Genomic DNA, 17,783 nt, shown 5'->3' with positions numbered 1-17,783 from the left:
TATAGAGGTGTATTTATTTGGTTACTATGCAACAAAAACAAACTGATTCTAACATCACTAACACCTTACCCCCATTAAACAAATCGAGAAACTTTTCAGTTGTTTCTTATTTTAGCGGCTGTGGTGGATTGGATTTAGGGATAGTTGGCGGGTTTTTATATAAAGACAAAGAATATAGTAAACTACCTTTTCAAATTTTAGGTGCATATGATCACGATATAAAGTGTATTGATACATACAAAGCTAATATTGGAGATCATGCTAAGAAAGAAGACTTGTCGGAAGCGGATCCCTCCACAATGCCAGCAGCAGAAGTACTGATTGGAGGCTTCCCTTGCCAAGATTTTTCCTCTTGCGGACCTCAAGGTGGACTGGCTACAATTCGTGGTCAAATGTATAAAGCCATGATTAGATATATGAATCATCATAAACCCAAACTTGTAATAGGTGAAAATGTCCCGCATTTAGCCAAGATGGGGGGGGGGAGCATCTTGGAAACCATATTAACTGATTTTCGTGACGCGGGCTATAGATTCGAAGTCTGGACCATGCAGGCAAAGGATTATGGTGTCCCTCAAGGAAGAGTCCGGCTAATTTTTGTAGGAGTTAGAGAAGACCTAGAGGGCTTCCCGGTCATGCCGACACCCACAAATGAGGTTAATTCAATAGAATGGGCAATAGGAGATTTAATAAATATAACTGATGACAGTGTCCCTAATCAAAGTCAATTTTTTAAAGCCAATAAGGCGAAAAAAGGAAATGGGCAAGGGGATGAAGCCAATCGTGCTGATGAACCTGCATATACGATTAGAGCAAACGCAAAATCAAGAGTTCATTTTCACTATAAGCTTGAACGTCGACTGACAGTTAGAGAGTGTGCTAGAATTCAAACATTTCCGGATTCGTTTGTTTTTGCTCATTCTAAAACGTCGAGTATTATGCAAATTGGTAATGCAGTCCCCCCCGTTCTTGCACACCATGTAGGTACATCGATAGCGGACTATCTTCAAAACATAGCCGAGAGGAAAGATACTCGTGATTAAAAATTCTGTTGACATAACTCCTACTCCTCGAGTACTTCGAGTACTAGGAGAGATTCCATTTCAGCCTTGGCAATGTTTTGGAGAGTTTATTGACAATTCGCTTGATGCATATATGGAAATGGAGCGTCTAGGCCTTGGCGAAGGGGATAATCGAATTAGTATTCGTTGGTCATCTGAAGCTGTTGGAGAACAGAATAGAACGATTGAAATTGTAGACAATGCAATGGGAATGAGCATTGATCAACTGACGAAAGCAGTGAAAGCAGGTTATTCGAGTAATAATCCAACCAGCAATTTAGGTCTTTTCGGTATTGGATTTAATATTGCCACTGCACGTTTAGGAGAAAAAACAACAATATATTCAACACGCAAAGGTGAAACAGAATGGCTAGGAGTAGAAATTGATTTTAATGATCTTATAAAAAAAGGTAGCTTTTCGGCACCGGTCGTTTCAAAAAGTAAAGATTCACCTGAGGAACAGGGAACATTAATAGTGGTCTCAGCTTTAAAGGAAGGAGTTTATTCAAATTTAAAACACACTGAAAAGCAGATAAGAAGAATAATTGAAAATGTTTACGCACCGCTTATGGGTAAAAAAAATATAGCGATTTTTATTCAAGGGATTAGATTGTCCCCTAAGAAGTACTGCATGTGGTCAGCATCAAGATTTGTTATGCGTGGAGGCAATAAAGTCGAGGCTGTTCAAAAAGTAGATAGAATCCTGGGAACCGCATTATTCGACGTCGATAAGAATAGATACTTATCTTCCGAGCAGGAAGCTGATTTTCGTTACAAAGTCACATCAGGAGAGAACCTGCCGCCTAATATAATTGAGAGGCAGAAAAGGTTAAAAGGCTGGATTGGCATACAATGCTATTTTGACACTAATGATTTCGGCATTGACTTTATAAGAAATGGGAGGAAAATTCTTATTTCAAGTAAAGTTTTGTTTACATATGATAACCCTCTGACAGGTACTTCAACGCTTGAGTATCCCATCGAATTGGGAAGCACTGTTGGCGGAAGAATCGTTGGTGAGTTGGAAGTAGATTATCTTATACCAACATATCAAAAAAATGACTTCGATAGAACAGATATTTCTTGGCAACAAACCGTGGAGGCATTAAGAGGGATTGGGCCGATTTTACCCAAACAAAGAAAAGCTATGGGGTTTGAAGGAGATAACACTTCTCCCGTCGGTTTATTAGCGACAGCCTACCGGAGAACCGAGAAAGGGACAAAAAATTTAGCCGTAGATCGTGAGACTGCGAGAGAGTTTTTAATGAGATTTCTCAAAAATGATCCTGACTTCCTGGATGATACCAAATGGTGGCAAGCGGTTGTGGAGGCTGACAGAACGAACGCAACTTTGGGAGGAGATACTGGGCCAGAGGCAGATACCGGGGAGAGACCTTCCGATGATCCGTTTCAATATTTAAACGTAGCACATCCTGAAAACAAGGATGTAATTCCTCCACGTCCTCCTGGAATCTTTACAACTGTAAAGAATGAAGAAGAGAGCAGTTCTTCTACATGTGATGAACTTTTACTTCGTTCTAGAGAAAGTGTAACTCTTTCGGGATCGTATACCTATGATTCAAAGCCTTCTTTTAAAGTAAGAGCTAGGGAGGTAACAAAAGGTGAGATAAAAATTAATGGCTTAGTTGCCCCGTGCGCATTTTTTTCAGAAGGTGTTGAATGTGATTTTTTTTACGACGAGAAGCATACATTTTTATCTCAGTATCCCAATACACCTAAAAGTTTATTACTAATTTATTTGGCTCATAAATTCATGGTTCGTGAGGGAGAGAATGATCTCCTAACAATTTATTCTCAATTATCAATTGAGAAAATGAAGGAAGCCCGAATTGATAAGATAAGTCTAAAGGAACGTGCGGAAGAACTGTTCCAAATCCTTAGGGAGAAAATGATAGATGGTTTGGCACACAGATACTCTGATGTTATAGCATGTGTACAGGAATCACCTGGAGAAACGGAAGATACTGTCCAAGCAATGTTATCCAATGGGGACCTAATCAGCGCATTTAATTTAAAAACATCAGACGGGATAGATGCGCTGGAATTTGTCCCAGTAAAAACATTGATTAGAGTAATAAGCCAATTCCCCGAAGAACTTTTCGACGGTAAAGTGTTCAAAGCCATGTATAACAATTTAGCTTGTGCGAGTTTAGATCAGAAGGCATATGATCGTTTAAAAGACGGAGCACGTGAGCGAATAATTTCATTTTTAAAAGACGCCGCTGTTATTCTGGGTGAAAGAAGTGGAAGTCTAAGTAAAAATGAGCTTTATCGTTATTCATTGAGTGTAGAGTTTCTTATGGGAGAAATTGTTTCATGACATTTCTAACAGAAGCTATAATGACCGGACTTGATTGGCGCGCTTTAGAAAGAGTTGTCGCTCGCTTGATGCTGTTGGCTGGCTGGAGAGATGTGGCAGTGATAGGTGGTAGTGGTGACAAAGGTGCGGATATCATTGGAATACGTGACCTAGACGGTAAACCGAAGATATGGGTAGTTCAGGTTAAGGCTGTAATTAGAGGTAACTACGTAGGTACACCAGCGATTAATCAGGTTATTCACGCAATGTCCTTGTACAATGCCAATGTAGCCGTGGTTGCCACAAATGGGGATTTTAGAGATTCTACAACTAAAAGGAAACAGGATTTAAATGATCATGGATTTGATCTAAGGTTATGGAATGGTTCATTTCTAAAAAGTTTGGTTCAGCAATTACCGGATATCCCACATTCAGCAAAAGAAATGCGTAGTTATCAAAGGGATATAATTTCTAAAGTGGTGGGAATGTATAACGAAGGCTACAAAAAGTCTTTATATGTGGTAGCCACTGGACTGGGTAAGACCTTTATTGCAGCAAGAATTATTAGACATCTTTGGGAGAGTGGACATAAGCGAATATTATTTTTATGTCACGCACAAGACCTAGCGTTGCAACTGGAACAAAGTATTTGGTCGGAAATATCTAAGGAAGTACCAACGCATTTATTTTTCGAAGGAGCACCACCTTTAGTTATCAATGGAATAAACGTAGGGTTATATCAGACCTTTTATGGTTATTTAGGTGGGATTGAGCCTAATACTTTTGACGTGGTGGTGATTGATGAGGCTCATCATGCATTAGCCACTGGATTCAGGAAATGCATCGAACACCTTGCGCCACAATTTCTTGTAGGTATGACAGCCACGCCATGGCGTGGTGATGGAAAATCAATTAGTGAAGTTTTTGGGAACCCTATTGCTCAGGTTTCATTAGTTGACGGTATGGCTATGGGATACTTGGCGCAAGTGGATTATAGGCTGTTTTGTGACAATATCAACTGGAGGGTCATTCCCAACATATCAAAAAAACGTCTTTCTATTCGAGAACTTAATAAAAAGCTTTTTATTCCGCAAAGGGATGAAGCAATAATCAGTGAAATCAAGAAAGTATCATCTCAAACCTCTAGCCCGAGGATTGCTATATTTTCACCATCAATTAAACATGCTCACAGATTTTCAATAATGCTAAATGCTGCCGGGATTTCATGTGTTGCGATATCGGGACAAAATAAAATTGAAAGAAGAAAGATGCTACTAGCGTTTGCACTAGGGAAATATTCCGCAATTATTGCTGTTGATCTTTTAAATGAAGGAATTGACATACCTGATGTTAATTTGCTTGTCTTTTTGAGAGCAACACATTCTAGGAGGATTTTTATCCAACAATTAGGAAGAGGATTGCGTTTATCCCCTGGGAAGGAAAAGGTAGTCGTTCTTGACTTTGTATCGGATATAAGAAGGATTGCCGATGTAATGAATATGGATACTGAGGGAAAGAAAAAAGGAGGGGATTACGAGGTCTTATTTTTACAAGATGGAATGGTTTCTTTCAACGATCGCAGTGCTCATAGATTCGTGAATGAATGGTTGAAAGATATTACTGATCTAGGTGATTATGCTGATTCTGAGAAGCTTGTTTTTCCGGAGGGATTATAATGGAAGGTAAAATTAAACTGCCGCGTAATGTTGTACAAAATATACGTAAAATAGTACATCAACAAGCTGATGAAGTGGATTACTTTAGTCAAGATAGAAACAAGAACAGCACTTTCTTTAACAATCTTGTTGCAGATCCAAGAGTTGGCGGGGTTTTGAAAGACTATATGGGACAACAACGTATAAGGACTTACATTAAAGATAGTATTATGAACAGGTACTCTAAAGATAGAACCAGCGCACTTTTTTCATGTAATCTGGATCAAATACTGTCTACACATCTATCTGAGGTTGTTTATCTAATTGAACGAAAAACACTAAAATCATCCAACGTTTATTTATATAGAACTGAAAGCGATTCATATATTGTAGTCGGCGAAGGAACGGTAATTAAATGGGAGACTGCTTTGCGGAGAGTACTTGAATTTATTGAGAATTGCAACGTGCATGAACGGAAATGGGAAATCTGTCTCCATCTTGCTTCTACGAAAGACTCACTGACTCATAGTGATAAAGAACATATAATTAATTCTCTAAAATACATTGATGTTAAAGTCATTTTTTTAGAAAGAAAACCTGAAACAATTGAGAAATGAAGTGAAGTTGCTTAACTATCCTATTTAATCGAAAATGTAGATATTACACACAAAAGGATGGCTATCGAAACTCTTAAGGTGATTTTGAAAAAATTTAGGCTGTAGTGGCAAATTTGACGAGATTAGATAGAGTCAGAACAATGGCGAAGATAATCGAAATGTTGAGACTTATAAAGATAAATTAGTGCTAGAGATTAAAGGAACTTAATAACTATGGTAAATTACTAGCCTGTTTAAATTAAGGTTGCCCACTACAGGAGCATCCTTTTTGTTATCATACATGGAGAGATTAAGCTATTTGCAGATTCAGAGAGTATTTCATTTCGAAATTGAGGTGTGGAGTATAGTGCCTGTCAAGTTTCTATTTTGGAATATTAACCATAAAGACCATACGGATTTACTGGTGCAACTAGTTAAAAAAGAAAAGGTGAATGTGCTGCTGTTAGCTGAAGCTGATCAAGTTGATCCGGCAACGCTTTCTATAAAATTAGGCACTAAAGTGGATCCTGCTTTTACGGCCAGATTTGTTAGTAAACAAAAAGTAATGCTGTTTGATAATTTGAGTGCAGCTACTCCCAAAATAAATGAAGATAAAAGAGTCTCTTCTTGTGTGTACACCATTAATGGATCTGATGTTCTCGTTGCCGGGGTGCATCTTCATGATAAGTACAGCGTAGATGCAAGTAATTTATATGATCTCGCGGGGCAACATCGAAGGCTTATCAACAAATATAATATTAATAAGAAAATAATTGTCGGTGATTTTAACATGAATCCATATGAAAAAGGGATAATGGGTGCAACCGGTTTCAACGCTATTATGTGTGCCGAGGAAATTGAATATAATCCGATTCGTACATTTGGAATGGTGAAAAGTGATTTTTACTATAATCCTTCATGGGAGGCTTACAGTCTGCCCTATCCAAATGGAACCTACTTCTATCGTTCAAAGGTTGATAGCTATAATCCTTATTGGCATTTACTAGATCAGGTGTTGGTGTCTTATGAACTATTAAAGACCAAGGCATTTGTAAATAAATCGTTTAAAATTATAAAAAAGGTCGGTTCAATTGACTTGTTGAAGACGATGAAAAGCAAGACTACCGGCGTTCAGAAATTAGTTCCGAACAAGGAAGAATATTCTGATCATTTACCAATTTCATTTGTGATGAATCTATAACATTGGGAGTATAGAATGGAACGTATACAATGGGTTGATGCCAATTACGAATTAATAAGTTACACTCCAATTTGGGAGAATATACAGGCAATACTTAGACAAATGTCATATTGTTTTGAGGAACTCAATCATCAAGATAATGAACATAAACTAGACTATGTGATTGAGGTGGTCGGTTTTCAAGACATTCTGGAGCAAAGCCAACCATTATATTGGTTAAGAGTAAATCTGTTTTTAATTCACAATCCGGCTCATACTTTTACGATTCTGACTCTTCGTTGCAACGAGGACTCAGCGTTTCCTTTACTGCTCGATGTGAATTATTCCAAAGAATCCGATCCTATTTACATTGAGGAACTAAATAGTTTAAACATAGCATTAAAGAGAGAGTGCGTTATTGGCCTCCAGAGCGTGACTGATGCAGTGAATAATTATCTGTTTCAGATAGATCGATATTCGGAGCTTAGAACTCCTCATTATGATCGGTATGTGAATACGGGAAGAATGATTGCTGAAGCGACAAAAACAAAGAGATGGACGGACGAGGAGAATGAACTTTTTATTAAGTTAATCGATGAATACAGGAAGGCAATCGCTGAACAAGAACGTTCCGTAGTCAAAGCGATAACAAGGGATTTTGCATTTAAATTGAAAAGAGAATCCGAATTGCTGCAGGAGCGAACTGAGCAGGCTATTTACGAGCACTTAGCATATTTTGATGACTTATTGGCGGGCGCGGGTGAAATAACAGATTACGCAAAAAAAGACGTAAAGCATTTTGCTAAACATACTAGACCAAATGGGGGGAGGGAGTTAAATGTTGCACGGATTTTTAGAGGCCCCCGACGTTATTGAATTTCGGCAAGAGCTCTGTAAGTAGGTTCAGTTCTTCGATATTGAAAGGAGTAAATAAGTTATTCTACGTTGAAGCCCAACTCTTTTCGTTGATAGAATTTTTGGGACTTATGAGGGGGAAAGGCCCGGACTATACTTTTAATGCTGTTCCCGGATGTCCTTGCTGAAGAGCTCAATATAATAACGGACCATATCCAAAGCGCTGTGCTCTAGAAATTGTTGCAGGGTAAACACATCGACATTATTTAAGATATAGAATTTCGCCATGGTTTGCCTGAAAGTGTGAGATGAATCGTTCGCATACGTAGCGCGCATTTCCTTCAACATTGATGAAAAGAGTATCCGTTTCAACGTCACCACGTTCGTTCAAATATTGTTTTAATAGGGTCTGTCAATAATTTTGTGTAGTGCGGCCGGGCAAGGTCGTTCATTCTAGTGGGTGGGAGTCCCATCAGGATAAAGCCTAACCAGCAGTCCTGTAGCTAGTTCTTGGAGGCTAANTGTGTAGTGCGGCCGGGCAAGGTCGTTCATTCTAGTGGGTGGGAGTCCCATCAGGATAAAGCCTAACCAGCAGTCCTGTAGCTAGTTCTTGGAGGCTAATCGGTAACGGTTGGTTTTAAGCGTAGAACGGCAATATAACGGGCCGAAAGCGCAAGCTGAAGTGATTGAGCCCCGAAAATACGTGGAGACAGGCCGATGTAGTTACACATGCAGAAGGCAGAATCGGTTCAAGCGATAAGGTGAGCTTGAACGGGCACTCCGGGGTCTTAGAGCTTGGCACGTTACAGATCGAGAATGAATGGCAACCCGGGAGACCCTATCTCTTCCTCAAAGCAGCGGTTATGCCGTACAAGCGAAAACCAAGCAAGGAAAGCAAATGAGAGATAGGGAGTCGGATGGCTGAGTAGTATCAAAGAAGCTGCGTAATGGCAGTGGAGAGAAGGCAGCCACATCAGAAGGTCTTGACGAAGGACACAATTGCCACACGCAGAGGTGGAAACGAATTGAAAACGAAACTTGTTAAGATAGCACAATTAGCCAAAGAAAAGCCCAAAGAGCCATTCACAAGTCTGATCCATCTGCTGGATGAAGAATCGCTATTCATGTGTCACCGGGAGTTAAACGGGAACAAAGCCGTCGGAGTGGACGAAGTAACGAAAGCGAAGTACGAGGAGAATCTAAGTGTGAATATAAAGGATCTCCATCAATCCCTGCGTAGGATGGCGTACAAACCGCAACCGGTCAGACGTGTGTATATCCCAAAGCCCGGAACCCATAAGATGAGACCACTAGGCATTCCAGCATACGAAGATAAGATTGTGCAGCTAGCTGTAAGTAAAATCCTGTCCGCGATATACGAACAGGACTTTTTGGAATCTTCATTCGGATTTCGCCCCGGACTCGGATGCCATGATGCATTGAGAAAGGTAAATACGATCATCATGACGAAGAAAACGAACTGGCTTGTAGATGCTGATATAGCGGGGTTCTTCGATCACGTAGACCATAAATGGATGATGAAATGCCTGAAGGTTCGAATCAAGGATCGCAAACTGTTGCAACTGATTGAGCGCATGCTTAAGGCGGGAATAATGGAAGAGGGAACTCGTCGGCAAACCGAACAAGGCACGCCGCAGGKCGGAATTATTTCTCCGGTACTGGCGAATGTCTACTTGCATTATGTACTCGATCTATGGTTTGAAAAACGAATGAAGAAGCAGTATAGAGGCCAGTCGCATATGGYTCGATATGCGGATGATTTTGTATGCTGTTTCCAATCCGAAGGCGAGGCTAGAAACTTCTATCTACAATTGCAGGAGAGGCTGGAAAAGTTCAACTTGCAGATCGCTCCAGATAAAAGCAAANTGCTGTTTCCAATCCGAAGGCGAGGCTAGAAACTTCTATCTACAATTGCAGGAGAGGCTGGAAAAGTTCAACTTGCAGATCGCTCCAGATAAAAGCAAACTCATAGAGTTTGGCCAATTCGCTGAACAAAACAGGAAGAACAGAGGAACAGGCAAGCCGGAAACTTTCGACTTTCTGGGCTTTACTCACTACTGCGGAAAAAGCAGGAATGGGAAGTTTAGAGTGAAGAGAAGAACGAGCAGGAAGAAATTCCATTCAGCTGTTCAACGAATGAAGGCATGGATAAAGACCAACCGAACCCTTCCTGTTCAATCGCTACTCGAACAGCTTAAAGCCAAACTCACGGGCACTACAGATACTACGGTATCACCGACAATGGCCCCATGCTGTCGAGTTATTGGTACAGCACAATGAAGCTGCTATTTAAATGGATGAATCGGAGNCGGTATCACCGACAATGGCCCCATGCTGTCGAGTTATTGGTACAGCACAATGAAGCTGCTATTTAAATGGATGAATCGGAGAAGTCAACGAAATAGCTATACTTGGGAAAAGTTTCTATTGCTAATGAAAGAAAAACCATTACCGAGACCGAAAATATATTCGAGCGTGTTTAACAGTAAGGTTCTCGTGTGAATCTTTTGATGAGGAGCCGTGTGCGTAAATAGCGCAAGCACGGTTCTGCGAGGGGGGAGCGTACAATCCTATAAGGAAAGGCGCTCTTCTACTCTACAACTCCTAAACCTACTAAAATAGAAGTAGAAGAAGGGTTGGGAGAACACATGGGATTATGGACAAAAGAGCAACTGCGTCATTTCATCAAGGAGAAAAAATTGGTGACGGCACAGGATGCGCAAAATGCGCTTAAAGATCTTTTTGCAGAGACCATTCAAGAGATGCTTGAAGCGGAGATCGACACGCATCTAGGCTACGACAAGCATGATGTCAAGAACAAGCAGACAACGAACAGCCATAATGGCAAGAGTCGTACAACGGTCATGAGCGAGATATGGAGAGCAAGAAATCGCTGTTCCACGCGACCGTCAAGGCGAGTTCGAACCGCTCGTCATCAAGAAGCACCAATCCAACGTAACGGGCATTGAAGACCAGATCGTAGCGCTTTACGCTAAGGGTGTAAGCACACGAGATATTCAGGATCATCTGGCTAACCTTTACGGCATCGACGTCTCGCCAACGCTCATTTCCAACGTGACCAACAAGATCGTACCGCTTATTAAAGAGTGGCAGAACCGACCGTTGCAAGGCGTGTATCCGGTGGTCTTTCTCGATGCCATTCACTTTAAAGTGAAGCAAGATGGTTGCCATTGTAAACAAAGCAGCTTACATGGTCATCGGCATTGATCTGGATGGGAACAAGGACGTGCTGGGCATGTGGATCGGTGAGAACGAGTCCTCGAAGTTTTGGCTTAGCGTACTCAATGAGCTGAAGAATCGCGGTGTACAAGACATCCTCATCACCTGTGTGGACAACCTGACCGGCTTCTCGCAAGCCATTACCGCATGCTATCCGCAGACCGAAATTCAGAAGTGTATCATCCATCAAATTCGCAATTCAACGCGCTACGTCTCTTACAAAGACTTGAAAAAGTGACGGCTGATCTAAAGCCGATTTACAAGGCGACCACAGAAGATGCTGCTCTTGCAGAGCTTGATCGATTGGAGGAAATCTGGGGTACGAAGTATCCACTAATCGTCCGTTCCTGGCGCAATAACTGGGACGAACTGGCGACCTTCTTCAAATACCTACCAGACATTCGGAAGCTGATCTACACAACCAATATCATCGAGAGCTACCACCGCCAACTCCTCAAAGTCACGAAGGGTAAAAGCATCTTCCCTTCGGATGAAGCTCTACTCAAAATGCTCTATCTCTCGACCAGGGACGTCGTCCGCAAATGGACCGGTCGTGTTCAGAACTGGGGACAAATGCTGCTCCAACTCTCCGTTTTCTTCCCAGATCGAGTCGGCCAGCATCTACGCTAACAGGCCAACTCCCCCTCGGGGGAGTTCCTTATAAATGAGTTTACACAAAATTATTGACAGACCCCAGATAACATTACCCGTGTTAATGTGGAATCAATAGAATTAACACAGGGCTATTAATGGATTTCTTCATTAATAACCCTGTGTTTGCTACCACTTCGAAAGAGAAGTAATCGGGTAGAAAGCCAGACTACTGTTTATCAACCGCCTAGCTCCTCCAAGATCTCCTGAAGTTTTTCAAGTTCATTCTCCAAAGAGTCCCCATCAAGCAGCACATCTTCAAGATCACTGCTGCTATGCGTATCGCCACTGTACCCATCCTTATATTCCCATATGCTCCAGTCCGATGAATCTTCCACATCATCAGCAGTAGAAATGGAAGAGGAGACACGTTTTAGCTTATCCACCTCATAATGATTACCGTTGTGCTGCCACATCTCCCAAAGTTGCTCATCGCCATATTCGTCTTGATGCTCCTCAAAATACATGAGTCTGTCAATTTCTCGTTTCAGATTTCGGATTTTTTTGGCTTCGGATTTTTCATACAGTACAGCGACGTATTCGCCGTCCAGCCGGACACCGTAAAATTTCTTAGCTTTTTTAGTCATTTTGAAGTTTCCCCTTTACGTTGAAGTATGTATTGATACTATCATGATTGCAGGGGACAAGCACGGACAGTACATGACGGTTTTTGTCCACGTTATTTAAATAGTTCTTCGACTGTCATGTTCAATTTAGTTTCTATATGCTCCTTAATGAGTGGGTTTTCCTCTAGAAAAACAAGTATATCCCGATCCCTTTGCCTGTATTCCTCCGCAATATCATCATTGTTTAAGTAATCATAATCAATGCGGGCTTCGCCGGTCATTTCCTTATGATCCTTTATTATTTGGGCTACTTCGATAGTATTAAGGACAATTTCTATGTTGGACCGGACAAATTCCTTTTCTAGTACTTTTTTAAGATCGAGTAGAAGCGATACCTGATGTGAATAAAGCAGTGAGTTTAGGTTTAAATAAAGCGCATCAATTAACCGATATATATTTTCGCGTTCTAACAAAGCGGTATACTTAAAATTGCGGTTCAAATCCATTATGTAGGAGTCCCGATCGTCATCACTCATTTTGTCAGTCATATATTCATACATATATTTCATGAAGTCCCCGATTTCTAAAAGAGTAGCAAGATCGAGTTCATTTAATTCTCCAGTGATAAGAAACTTATAGACAAATCCTTTCTTATCAAGAGACTGCGCAATGATCCCTTGAACAAAGACTGCTTCGGTTTCCTCTAGATAAATCTCACCATTTTTATTTTTTAATTCTTTAATATCAATACCAAATGACCCAACAAACTGCATAAAACGTCTTTCGATGGTTTTATATGAAGGGGAGACTTTGCCGTTTTCTGATTTGTTATAGAATTCGTCCTCAATTGATTTTGCCAGCGCATGCATAGATATTTTCTTAGACATACTTGTTCCTCCTAAATTCTTTAATAATTGATTTTTGAAATTATTGTACCGTGGCTTGTCTATTTATATGACGGATTGTAATATGAAGTGTGACACCTAAAAATGACCCATGACCGATTCGTGTGTAGAATGAAGCTACCACACTACCCCTACACAGGAGAATCAGCCATGAGCTGCCAACATCTTACCATAAGAGAGAGAAGGCAGCTAGATTTACTCCATCAATTGGGATGGTCGGCTAGAGCAATTGCAAGTAAGTTTGGGCGTCATCACTCCAGCCTATCTCGCGAGCTCAAGCGTCAAGGGACAGAAGAGTCTTACTGTGCAAATCGAGCCCAGACATCGTATATCACCAAGCGAGCCCGTTGTAAACCTTCGGGTAAATGGAATACTGAAAGGCAATGTTACATCACGATGAAGCTCACAGATACCTGGTCGCCTGAACAGATTAAAGGCAGGATGAAACGGGACGAGCCCCATCTTCAGGTATGCCATAAAACGATCTACCGATGGCTGTACCAAGGAAGGCTTGTTAAAGGAAATACAGCCTTTCTAAGGCATGAAGGAAAACGTCGTCAACCGTTAGAGAGGCGCGGACGTTTTACGCTCGGGTTATCCATTCACCAGCGCTGCAAAGAGATACGTAAGCGAGATGCCTTCGGGCACTGGGAACTGGATACGGTTGTTTCTAATCGTGGAAAAAGCAAAGCCTTCGTAGCCACATTAGCTTAGCGTAAAACAAGGTTCTACCACGCGATTAAAATGCAGGATCGTACAGCCTCTTCCATGGAAATCGCCTATAAACAGGCTGTCCTATCGATCCCGGCAACGGCCTTCGTAACGGCTACCGTTGATCGTGGTAAAGAATTTGCCTGCCACGAACACCTAACTGCTTTACATGGGATGAAGGTGTATTTTGCCGATCCTTATTCCTCTTGGCAGCGAGGTGCGAATGAAAATGCCAACGGATTGTTAAGAGAGTTCTTTCCAAAAGGCTATGATTTCGCAGACGTTACAGAAGAGGAAATAGCATGCGCTGTGTTCCTTATTAATAACCGTCCTCGAAAGTGTCTAGGATGGAAAACCGCACACGAAGCTTTTCAGGTTGAAGTGTCGCACTTGGCTTGACAATCTGTCACTCATAAAAAAGAAGCCACTATCTAATAGTGGACCAAACGCCCCTTGAATGAAAACAAAACCTATAATATATATTAATACTGGTGTAGCAATTAAATTTCCAGCCCATTTTAGGTAACGCCCAAATTCTACATTCATAAAATTCTCCTTATTAAGATAATTAATTTATAGACCATGTGCGCCTCTTACTTAAGTGAATATTACTCTATTCGTATGGAGTATAAGGAGAGTAAGTTTTTTCAATAATTGCCTTCCGGATTTTATTGGAAAATAGTTTTTAAATAACCGTAGGCTGTATGTATATCTAATATATCATTATGATCGCATAAAATTAAATGCTTTATCCTCTGTATCTTAATAAAGCTATTTTTCAAATTACTGACAAGTCTATTCAAGTACTCTTTGGTATTCCATTTCTAACATGCAAAAGGAGTTTTAGTTTATCTTTCATAGATTTAACTTCTCTTTCAGATGAACTATTTTCGATCATATCTGAATAATCTTGAAGCATGTTTAGATAAGCGAACATAATTATTAGATGGGCATTTACCCATTCAGGAAACTGCGGTGTGGTGTAATATGAAAGTATTGCAAGACAGCTATCCAATCTATCATTATCAGAAGGATACATATTGGTTGCTGTATCTGGATCATTCGAAAGGAATCTATTTACTTGTAGTACTAGTAGGCACCCAAGAATTGCCTCAAATGCTTCTTGAGATTTATTTCTAATTCCTTTTATCAATGATGTTTCATTAAGCTTTAGCATAAATATTGTGGCTAATGCGTCTGCTTGAAGTTCAATTGCATGAGGATTAGTATTATTATCCCACGATTTTAGTTCTTGTGGCAGTTTCTCTAAAAGAGAATAAGCATCGTTTGCTTTTCCGGTATGGCCGAGTAAATGATGAGCAATTTCATGGCATATAACAAATTTATCTGTCAAAACTGCAATATTAGCTGCTCTCGCCATTAATTTTTCGTCTAAAGACTTAACGACGAGATCTGGATCGAGGTCAATCGTAAGAGGACGTGTTTTTCTCCAATCTTGAGCCATAAGCGCAATTCTCAATCCATGATCTTCTAGAATATTGTTAGACGTTTTTTTACCGACAAACTCGAAATAATAAATTGAAAACTCATATAAGCAGTCAGCTAGACCAACATGATAATATATCAAATCCCCACGAAATTCTCGTGGTTTTATAAGGGCTGCAGCTTGGTATTCATGACTTCTCAATTTGGCAACGAATAAATACTCAAGTCGGTTTGTGTATGATCGCGGGATATGTAGTTTCAACAGATCCTTAACAATATCCTCTACAATGCGATCATTACTAAATTTAGGAATATGTCTCCATATTTTTTTGGTCGCCCTATTTCCTTGTGGCAATTTAATCTTCATTGCTTTTTGATAACTTATTCCTACAAACGAAGGCATTACATTCTTATAAAAATACTGTCGGGCGTTCAAGGTATCTCCCCCATTTCTAACTTTATTATATTCATTAACTCAACTTTCGCACCTAGAAAAATGACTTAAACTCTTGAGCGCGTAAGGAGAATTCAGTAGATTTACTCGTATTGACAAAAAACACCTCGCTTGTTTGGTATCATGGAAGTGTCGAGCTTACCATGCCAACAAGAAAGGTGCGTAATCCTATGTTACAACAACATTCCCTGTCTGAACAGTCTCGCTTTTCCAAACTTTTTGCTACTCTTCTCATTGGAAAAACCTTGCGGCAAGCGGGTATTTCCAAATCTTTCGGTCTTTCCAGTCTAGCCATTTTTCATATCGTGTTCTCTTTGGTCTTCGAAGGAAAGAACTGGTTCCGCCTTTTAGAAAGCGACCGCGCAGCAGATCTTCCCGGCAAAGATGTGATCTACCGTTTTTTGAATAAAGCTTCATTTGCTTGGCGACGCTTTTTGCAGGCCTTGAGTCTTCGCATCGTGCGTCATTTCGAATCGGTCATCTCTTCTCAGCGCGTACGTATGTTCATTGTCGACGATTTCGTTTTGAGCCGAAACCGGAGTGAAAAAGCAGAGTTATTGACTCGAGTTTTGACCACTCTACGGGTAAATTCACCAAAGGATACACCATGCTGACACTAGGTTGGTCGGACGGATTTAGCTTTGCTCCGCTTGATTTTGTCATGCTGTCCTCCGCCAAAATCACCAATCGGTTGTGCGAGATGTCTTCGACTCTTTCTAAACGCAGTCACGGATACAAACGTCGTATGGAGGCCTCTTCCCGGAAGCCAGATGCTGTCGTAGCCTTGCTAAAACAGGCACTACGTGCAGGATTCACCGCCGACTACGTACTTATGGATAGTTGGTTTACTCAAGCTCCACTCTTTCGTGAACTCGCTGCTCAAGGGCTTCCTGTGATTGGTATGTTGAAAGAAATGAAGCAACGCTATCTGATACAAGGGAAGCGAATGACACTGCGTGAGGTGTTTCAAAGCCTTCCTGCCTCGAATACAAAAGATATTAAAGGTTCCGTTATCGTACAAACGGCTTGTGGGCTTCCTGTGCAACTTGTTTTTGTCCGCAACCGGAATAAAAAACGGGAATGGCTTGCCATTTTAAGTACGGATGTGACACTGGATGCCGTTGAAATTGTACGAATTTACGGTATGCGCTGGAGCATAGAAACCTTTTTCAAAGTCACTAAAAGCTATTTGAAACTGGGAACCGAATTTCAAGGTCGTTCCTTTGACCAATTGATTAGCCACACGACCATTGTATTTAGCTGTTATTTGGCGATGGAGTACGAATGACGGCAGTCGAGTGATGACCGGACACTAGGCGGATTTTTTTCATCTTTGCCGATGAAGTCCGTGATCTGGATTACCAGACCGCACTTCAGCAACTCTTGAACTTATTCCTCGAAATGTCCCAGGCGAAAACAAAGGAGAACAAAACGGCTGTTCTTTGTCAACTAAAGGAATGGATCTCTGGTTTACCCAGATATATCAAGGGTTTGTTTGGAGATTTGAATTGCGAAAGTTGGGCTAATACTAATGCTTATTTAAAATGAGATCTGAAAAAATATAATTGATTAATAATCGCTACTCATCATAGGGAGGGGGAAATCAAGTAAAGCACACATGAGTAAGAAAATGATCAATAAACATTATATACAGGGTGAAATTCAGTGGGGAATTAGGATACCCTGCAGGAGAATCTAATTGTATTTTTTGCCCTTACAGAGATTGGTAGTGTACATTCAGATTCGAGCCAAATGTAGAGAATTTGCTAAGCTCAGTTTATCAATGAATTTGAATATGTGATTAGACCAAAGTAAATGAAAAGATTCTCATCGAATATATGTTGAATGAAGTGCACCTATCTGAAGAATATTTAAACGGTACAATTTCAAATTATAAGGTCAGCCAGAAACTTCTGGTTGGTCTTTTTTTAGTTGTTTTAAGATATCGGAATCTGAGATAACGATGGATGAATAGAGGTATAGAGCACGTCATAGAACTGTTCTTCCACTACCTCCAATGAGACTATGCTTGAGCTGGTCGAGAAAATTGACCAAACATCACAAGCGAAGTTTGGGGATGAAACCATCGTGGAAGTACTGATGATTGTCATGAAGATGATAG

10 protein-coding genes and 5 pseudogenes are annotated in these 17,783 nt (G+C 40.6%); 11 read left to right on the top strand and 4 right to left on the bottom strand.

From position 1 onward, the window contains the following. Positions 1 to 26 precede the first annotated feature (26 nt). From ASF12_RS05350 to ASF12_RS05325, 6 genes are all read left to right on the top strand, one after another. Positions 27 to 1,043: a DNA cytosine methyltransferase gene (locus ASF12_RS05350; protein ID WP_235533098.1), complete on the top strand. Its 1,017-nt coding sequence runs from the start codon at positions 27 to 29 to the stop codon at positions 1,041 to 1,043. Beyond that, entirely contained in the window at positions 1,036 to 3,402 is a 2,367-nt protein-coding gene (locus ASF12_RS05345) for an ATP-binding protein (RefSeq protein ID WP_056030522.1), read from the top strand. The genes ASF12_RS05350 and ASF12_RS05345 overlap by 8 nt, the downstream gene beginning before the upstream one ends. Continuing rightward, the gene (locus ASF12_RS05340; protein WP_056030519.1) at positions 3,399 to 5,057 is read left to right on the top strand and encodes a DEAD/DEAH box helicase family protein; all 1,659 of its coding nucleotides are present in this window, start codon (positions 3,399 to 3,401) and stop codon (positions 5,055 to 5,057) included. The genes ASF12_RS05345 and ASF12_RS05340 overlap by 4 nt, the downstream gene beginning before the upstream one ends. Further along, positions 5,057 to 5,653: a hypothetical protein gene (locus tag ASF12_RS05335; protein ID WP_056030516.1), complete on the top strand. Its 597-nt coding sequence runs from the start codon at positions 5,057 to 5,059 to the stop codon at positions 5,651 to 5,653. Before ASF12_RS05340 ends, ASF12_RS05335 begins: the two co-directional genes overlap by 1 nt. A 268-nt stretch (positions 5,654 to 5,921) precedes the next feature. After that, entirely contained in the window at positions 5,922 to 6,833 is a 912-nt protein-coding gene (locus ASF12_RS05330) for an endonuclease/exonuclease/phosphatase family protein (protein WP_056030513.1), read from the top strand. Between the two features lie 15 nt (positions 6,834 to 6,848). Then, positions 6,849 to 7,688 (top strand): hypothetical protein, encoded by an 840-nt coding sequence (locus tag ASF12_RS05325; RefSeq protein WP_056030509.1) that lies wholly within the window; start codon positions 6,849 to 6,851, stop codon positions 7,686 to 7,688. Between the two features lie 138 nt (positions 7,689 to 7,826). On the opposite strand, the gene ASF12_RS05320 is transcribed toward ASF12_RS05325, so the two are convergent. After that, a complete protein-coding gene (locus ASF12_RS05320) occupies positions 7,827 to 8,003 on the bottom strand; it encodes a tyrosine-type recombinase/integrase (RefSeq protein ID WP_200931600.1) in 177 nt (58 codons plus the stop codon). 611 nt (positions 8,004 to 8,614) lie between these two features. On the opposite strand from ASF12_RS05320, the pseudogene ltrA reads away from it, so the two are divergent. The 3 pseudogenes from ltrA to ASF12_RS05305 form a co-directional block, all read left to right on the top strand. Then, positions 8,615 to 9,553: pseudogene (ltrA, locus tag ASF12_RS35455) on the top strand (group II intron reverse transcriptase/maturase); the annotation flags it as partial. Between the two features lies 1 nt (position 9,554). Next, positions 9,555 to 9,968, top strand: a pseudogene (locus ASF12_RS35450) (hypothetical protein); the annotation flags it as partial. A 368-nt stretch (positions 9,969 to 10,336) separates the two neighbouring features. Next, a pseudogene (locus ASF12_RS05305) lies at positions 10,337 to 11,558 on the top strand (IS256 family transposase). Positions 11,559 to 11,758: 200 nt separating this feature from the next. Here the strand turns inward: ASF12_RS05305 and ASF12_RS05300 are convergent. Both ASF12_RS05300 and ASF12_RS05295 read right to left on the bottom strand, forming a co-directional pair. Next, entirely contained in the window at positions 11,759 to 12,166 is a 408-nt protein-coding gene (locus ASF12_RS05300) for a hypothetical protein (RefSeq protein WP_056030501.1), read from the bottom strand. A 92-nt stretch (positions 12,167 to 12,258) separates the two neighbouring features. Beyond that, a complete protein-coding gene (locus ASF12_RS05295) occupies positions 12,259 to 13,032 on the bottom strand; it encodes a hypothetical protein (protein ID WP_056030498.1) in 774 nt (257 codons plus the stop codon). Between the two features lie 168 nt (positions 13,033 to 13,200). On the opposite strand from ASF12_RS05295, the pseudogene ASF12_RS05290 reads away from it, so the two are divergent. Further along, a pseudogene (locus tag ASF12_RS05290) lies at positions 13,201 to 14,160 on the top strand (IS30 family transposase). A gap of 400 nt (positions 14,161 to 14,560) precedes the next feature. Here ASF12_RS05290 and ASF12_RS05285 read toward each other — a convergent pair. Then, positions 14,561 to 15,643 (bottom strand): ImmA/IrrE family metallo-endopeptidase, encoded by a 1,083-nt coding sequence (locus ASF12_RS05285; RefSeq protein WP_056030495.1) that lies wholly within the window; start codon positions 15,641 to 15,643, stop codon positions 14,561 to 14,563. Positions 15,644 to 15,831: 188 nt separating this feature from the next. Here ASF12_RS05285 and ASF12_RS05280 point away from each other — a divergent pair. Then, positions 15,832 to 17,209, top strand: a pseudogene (locus ASF12_RS05280) (IS4 family transposase). Positions 17,210 to 17,783: the final 574 nt, after the last annotated feature.

Source organism: Paenibacillus sp. Leaf72, assembly GCF_001422685.1.
Lineage (GTDB): Bacteria > Bacillota > Bacilli > Paenibacillales > Paenibacillaceae > Pristimantibacillus.
The sequence above is the reverse complement of the archived record's forward strand: the minus strand, read 5'-3'. Positions and strand labels throughout refer to the sequence as shown.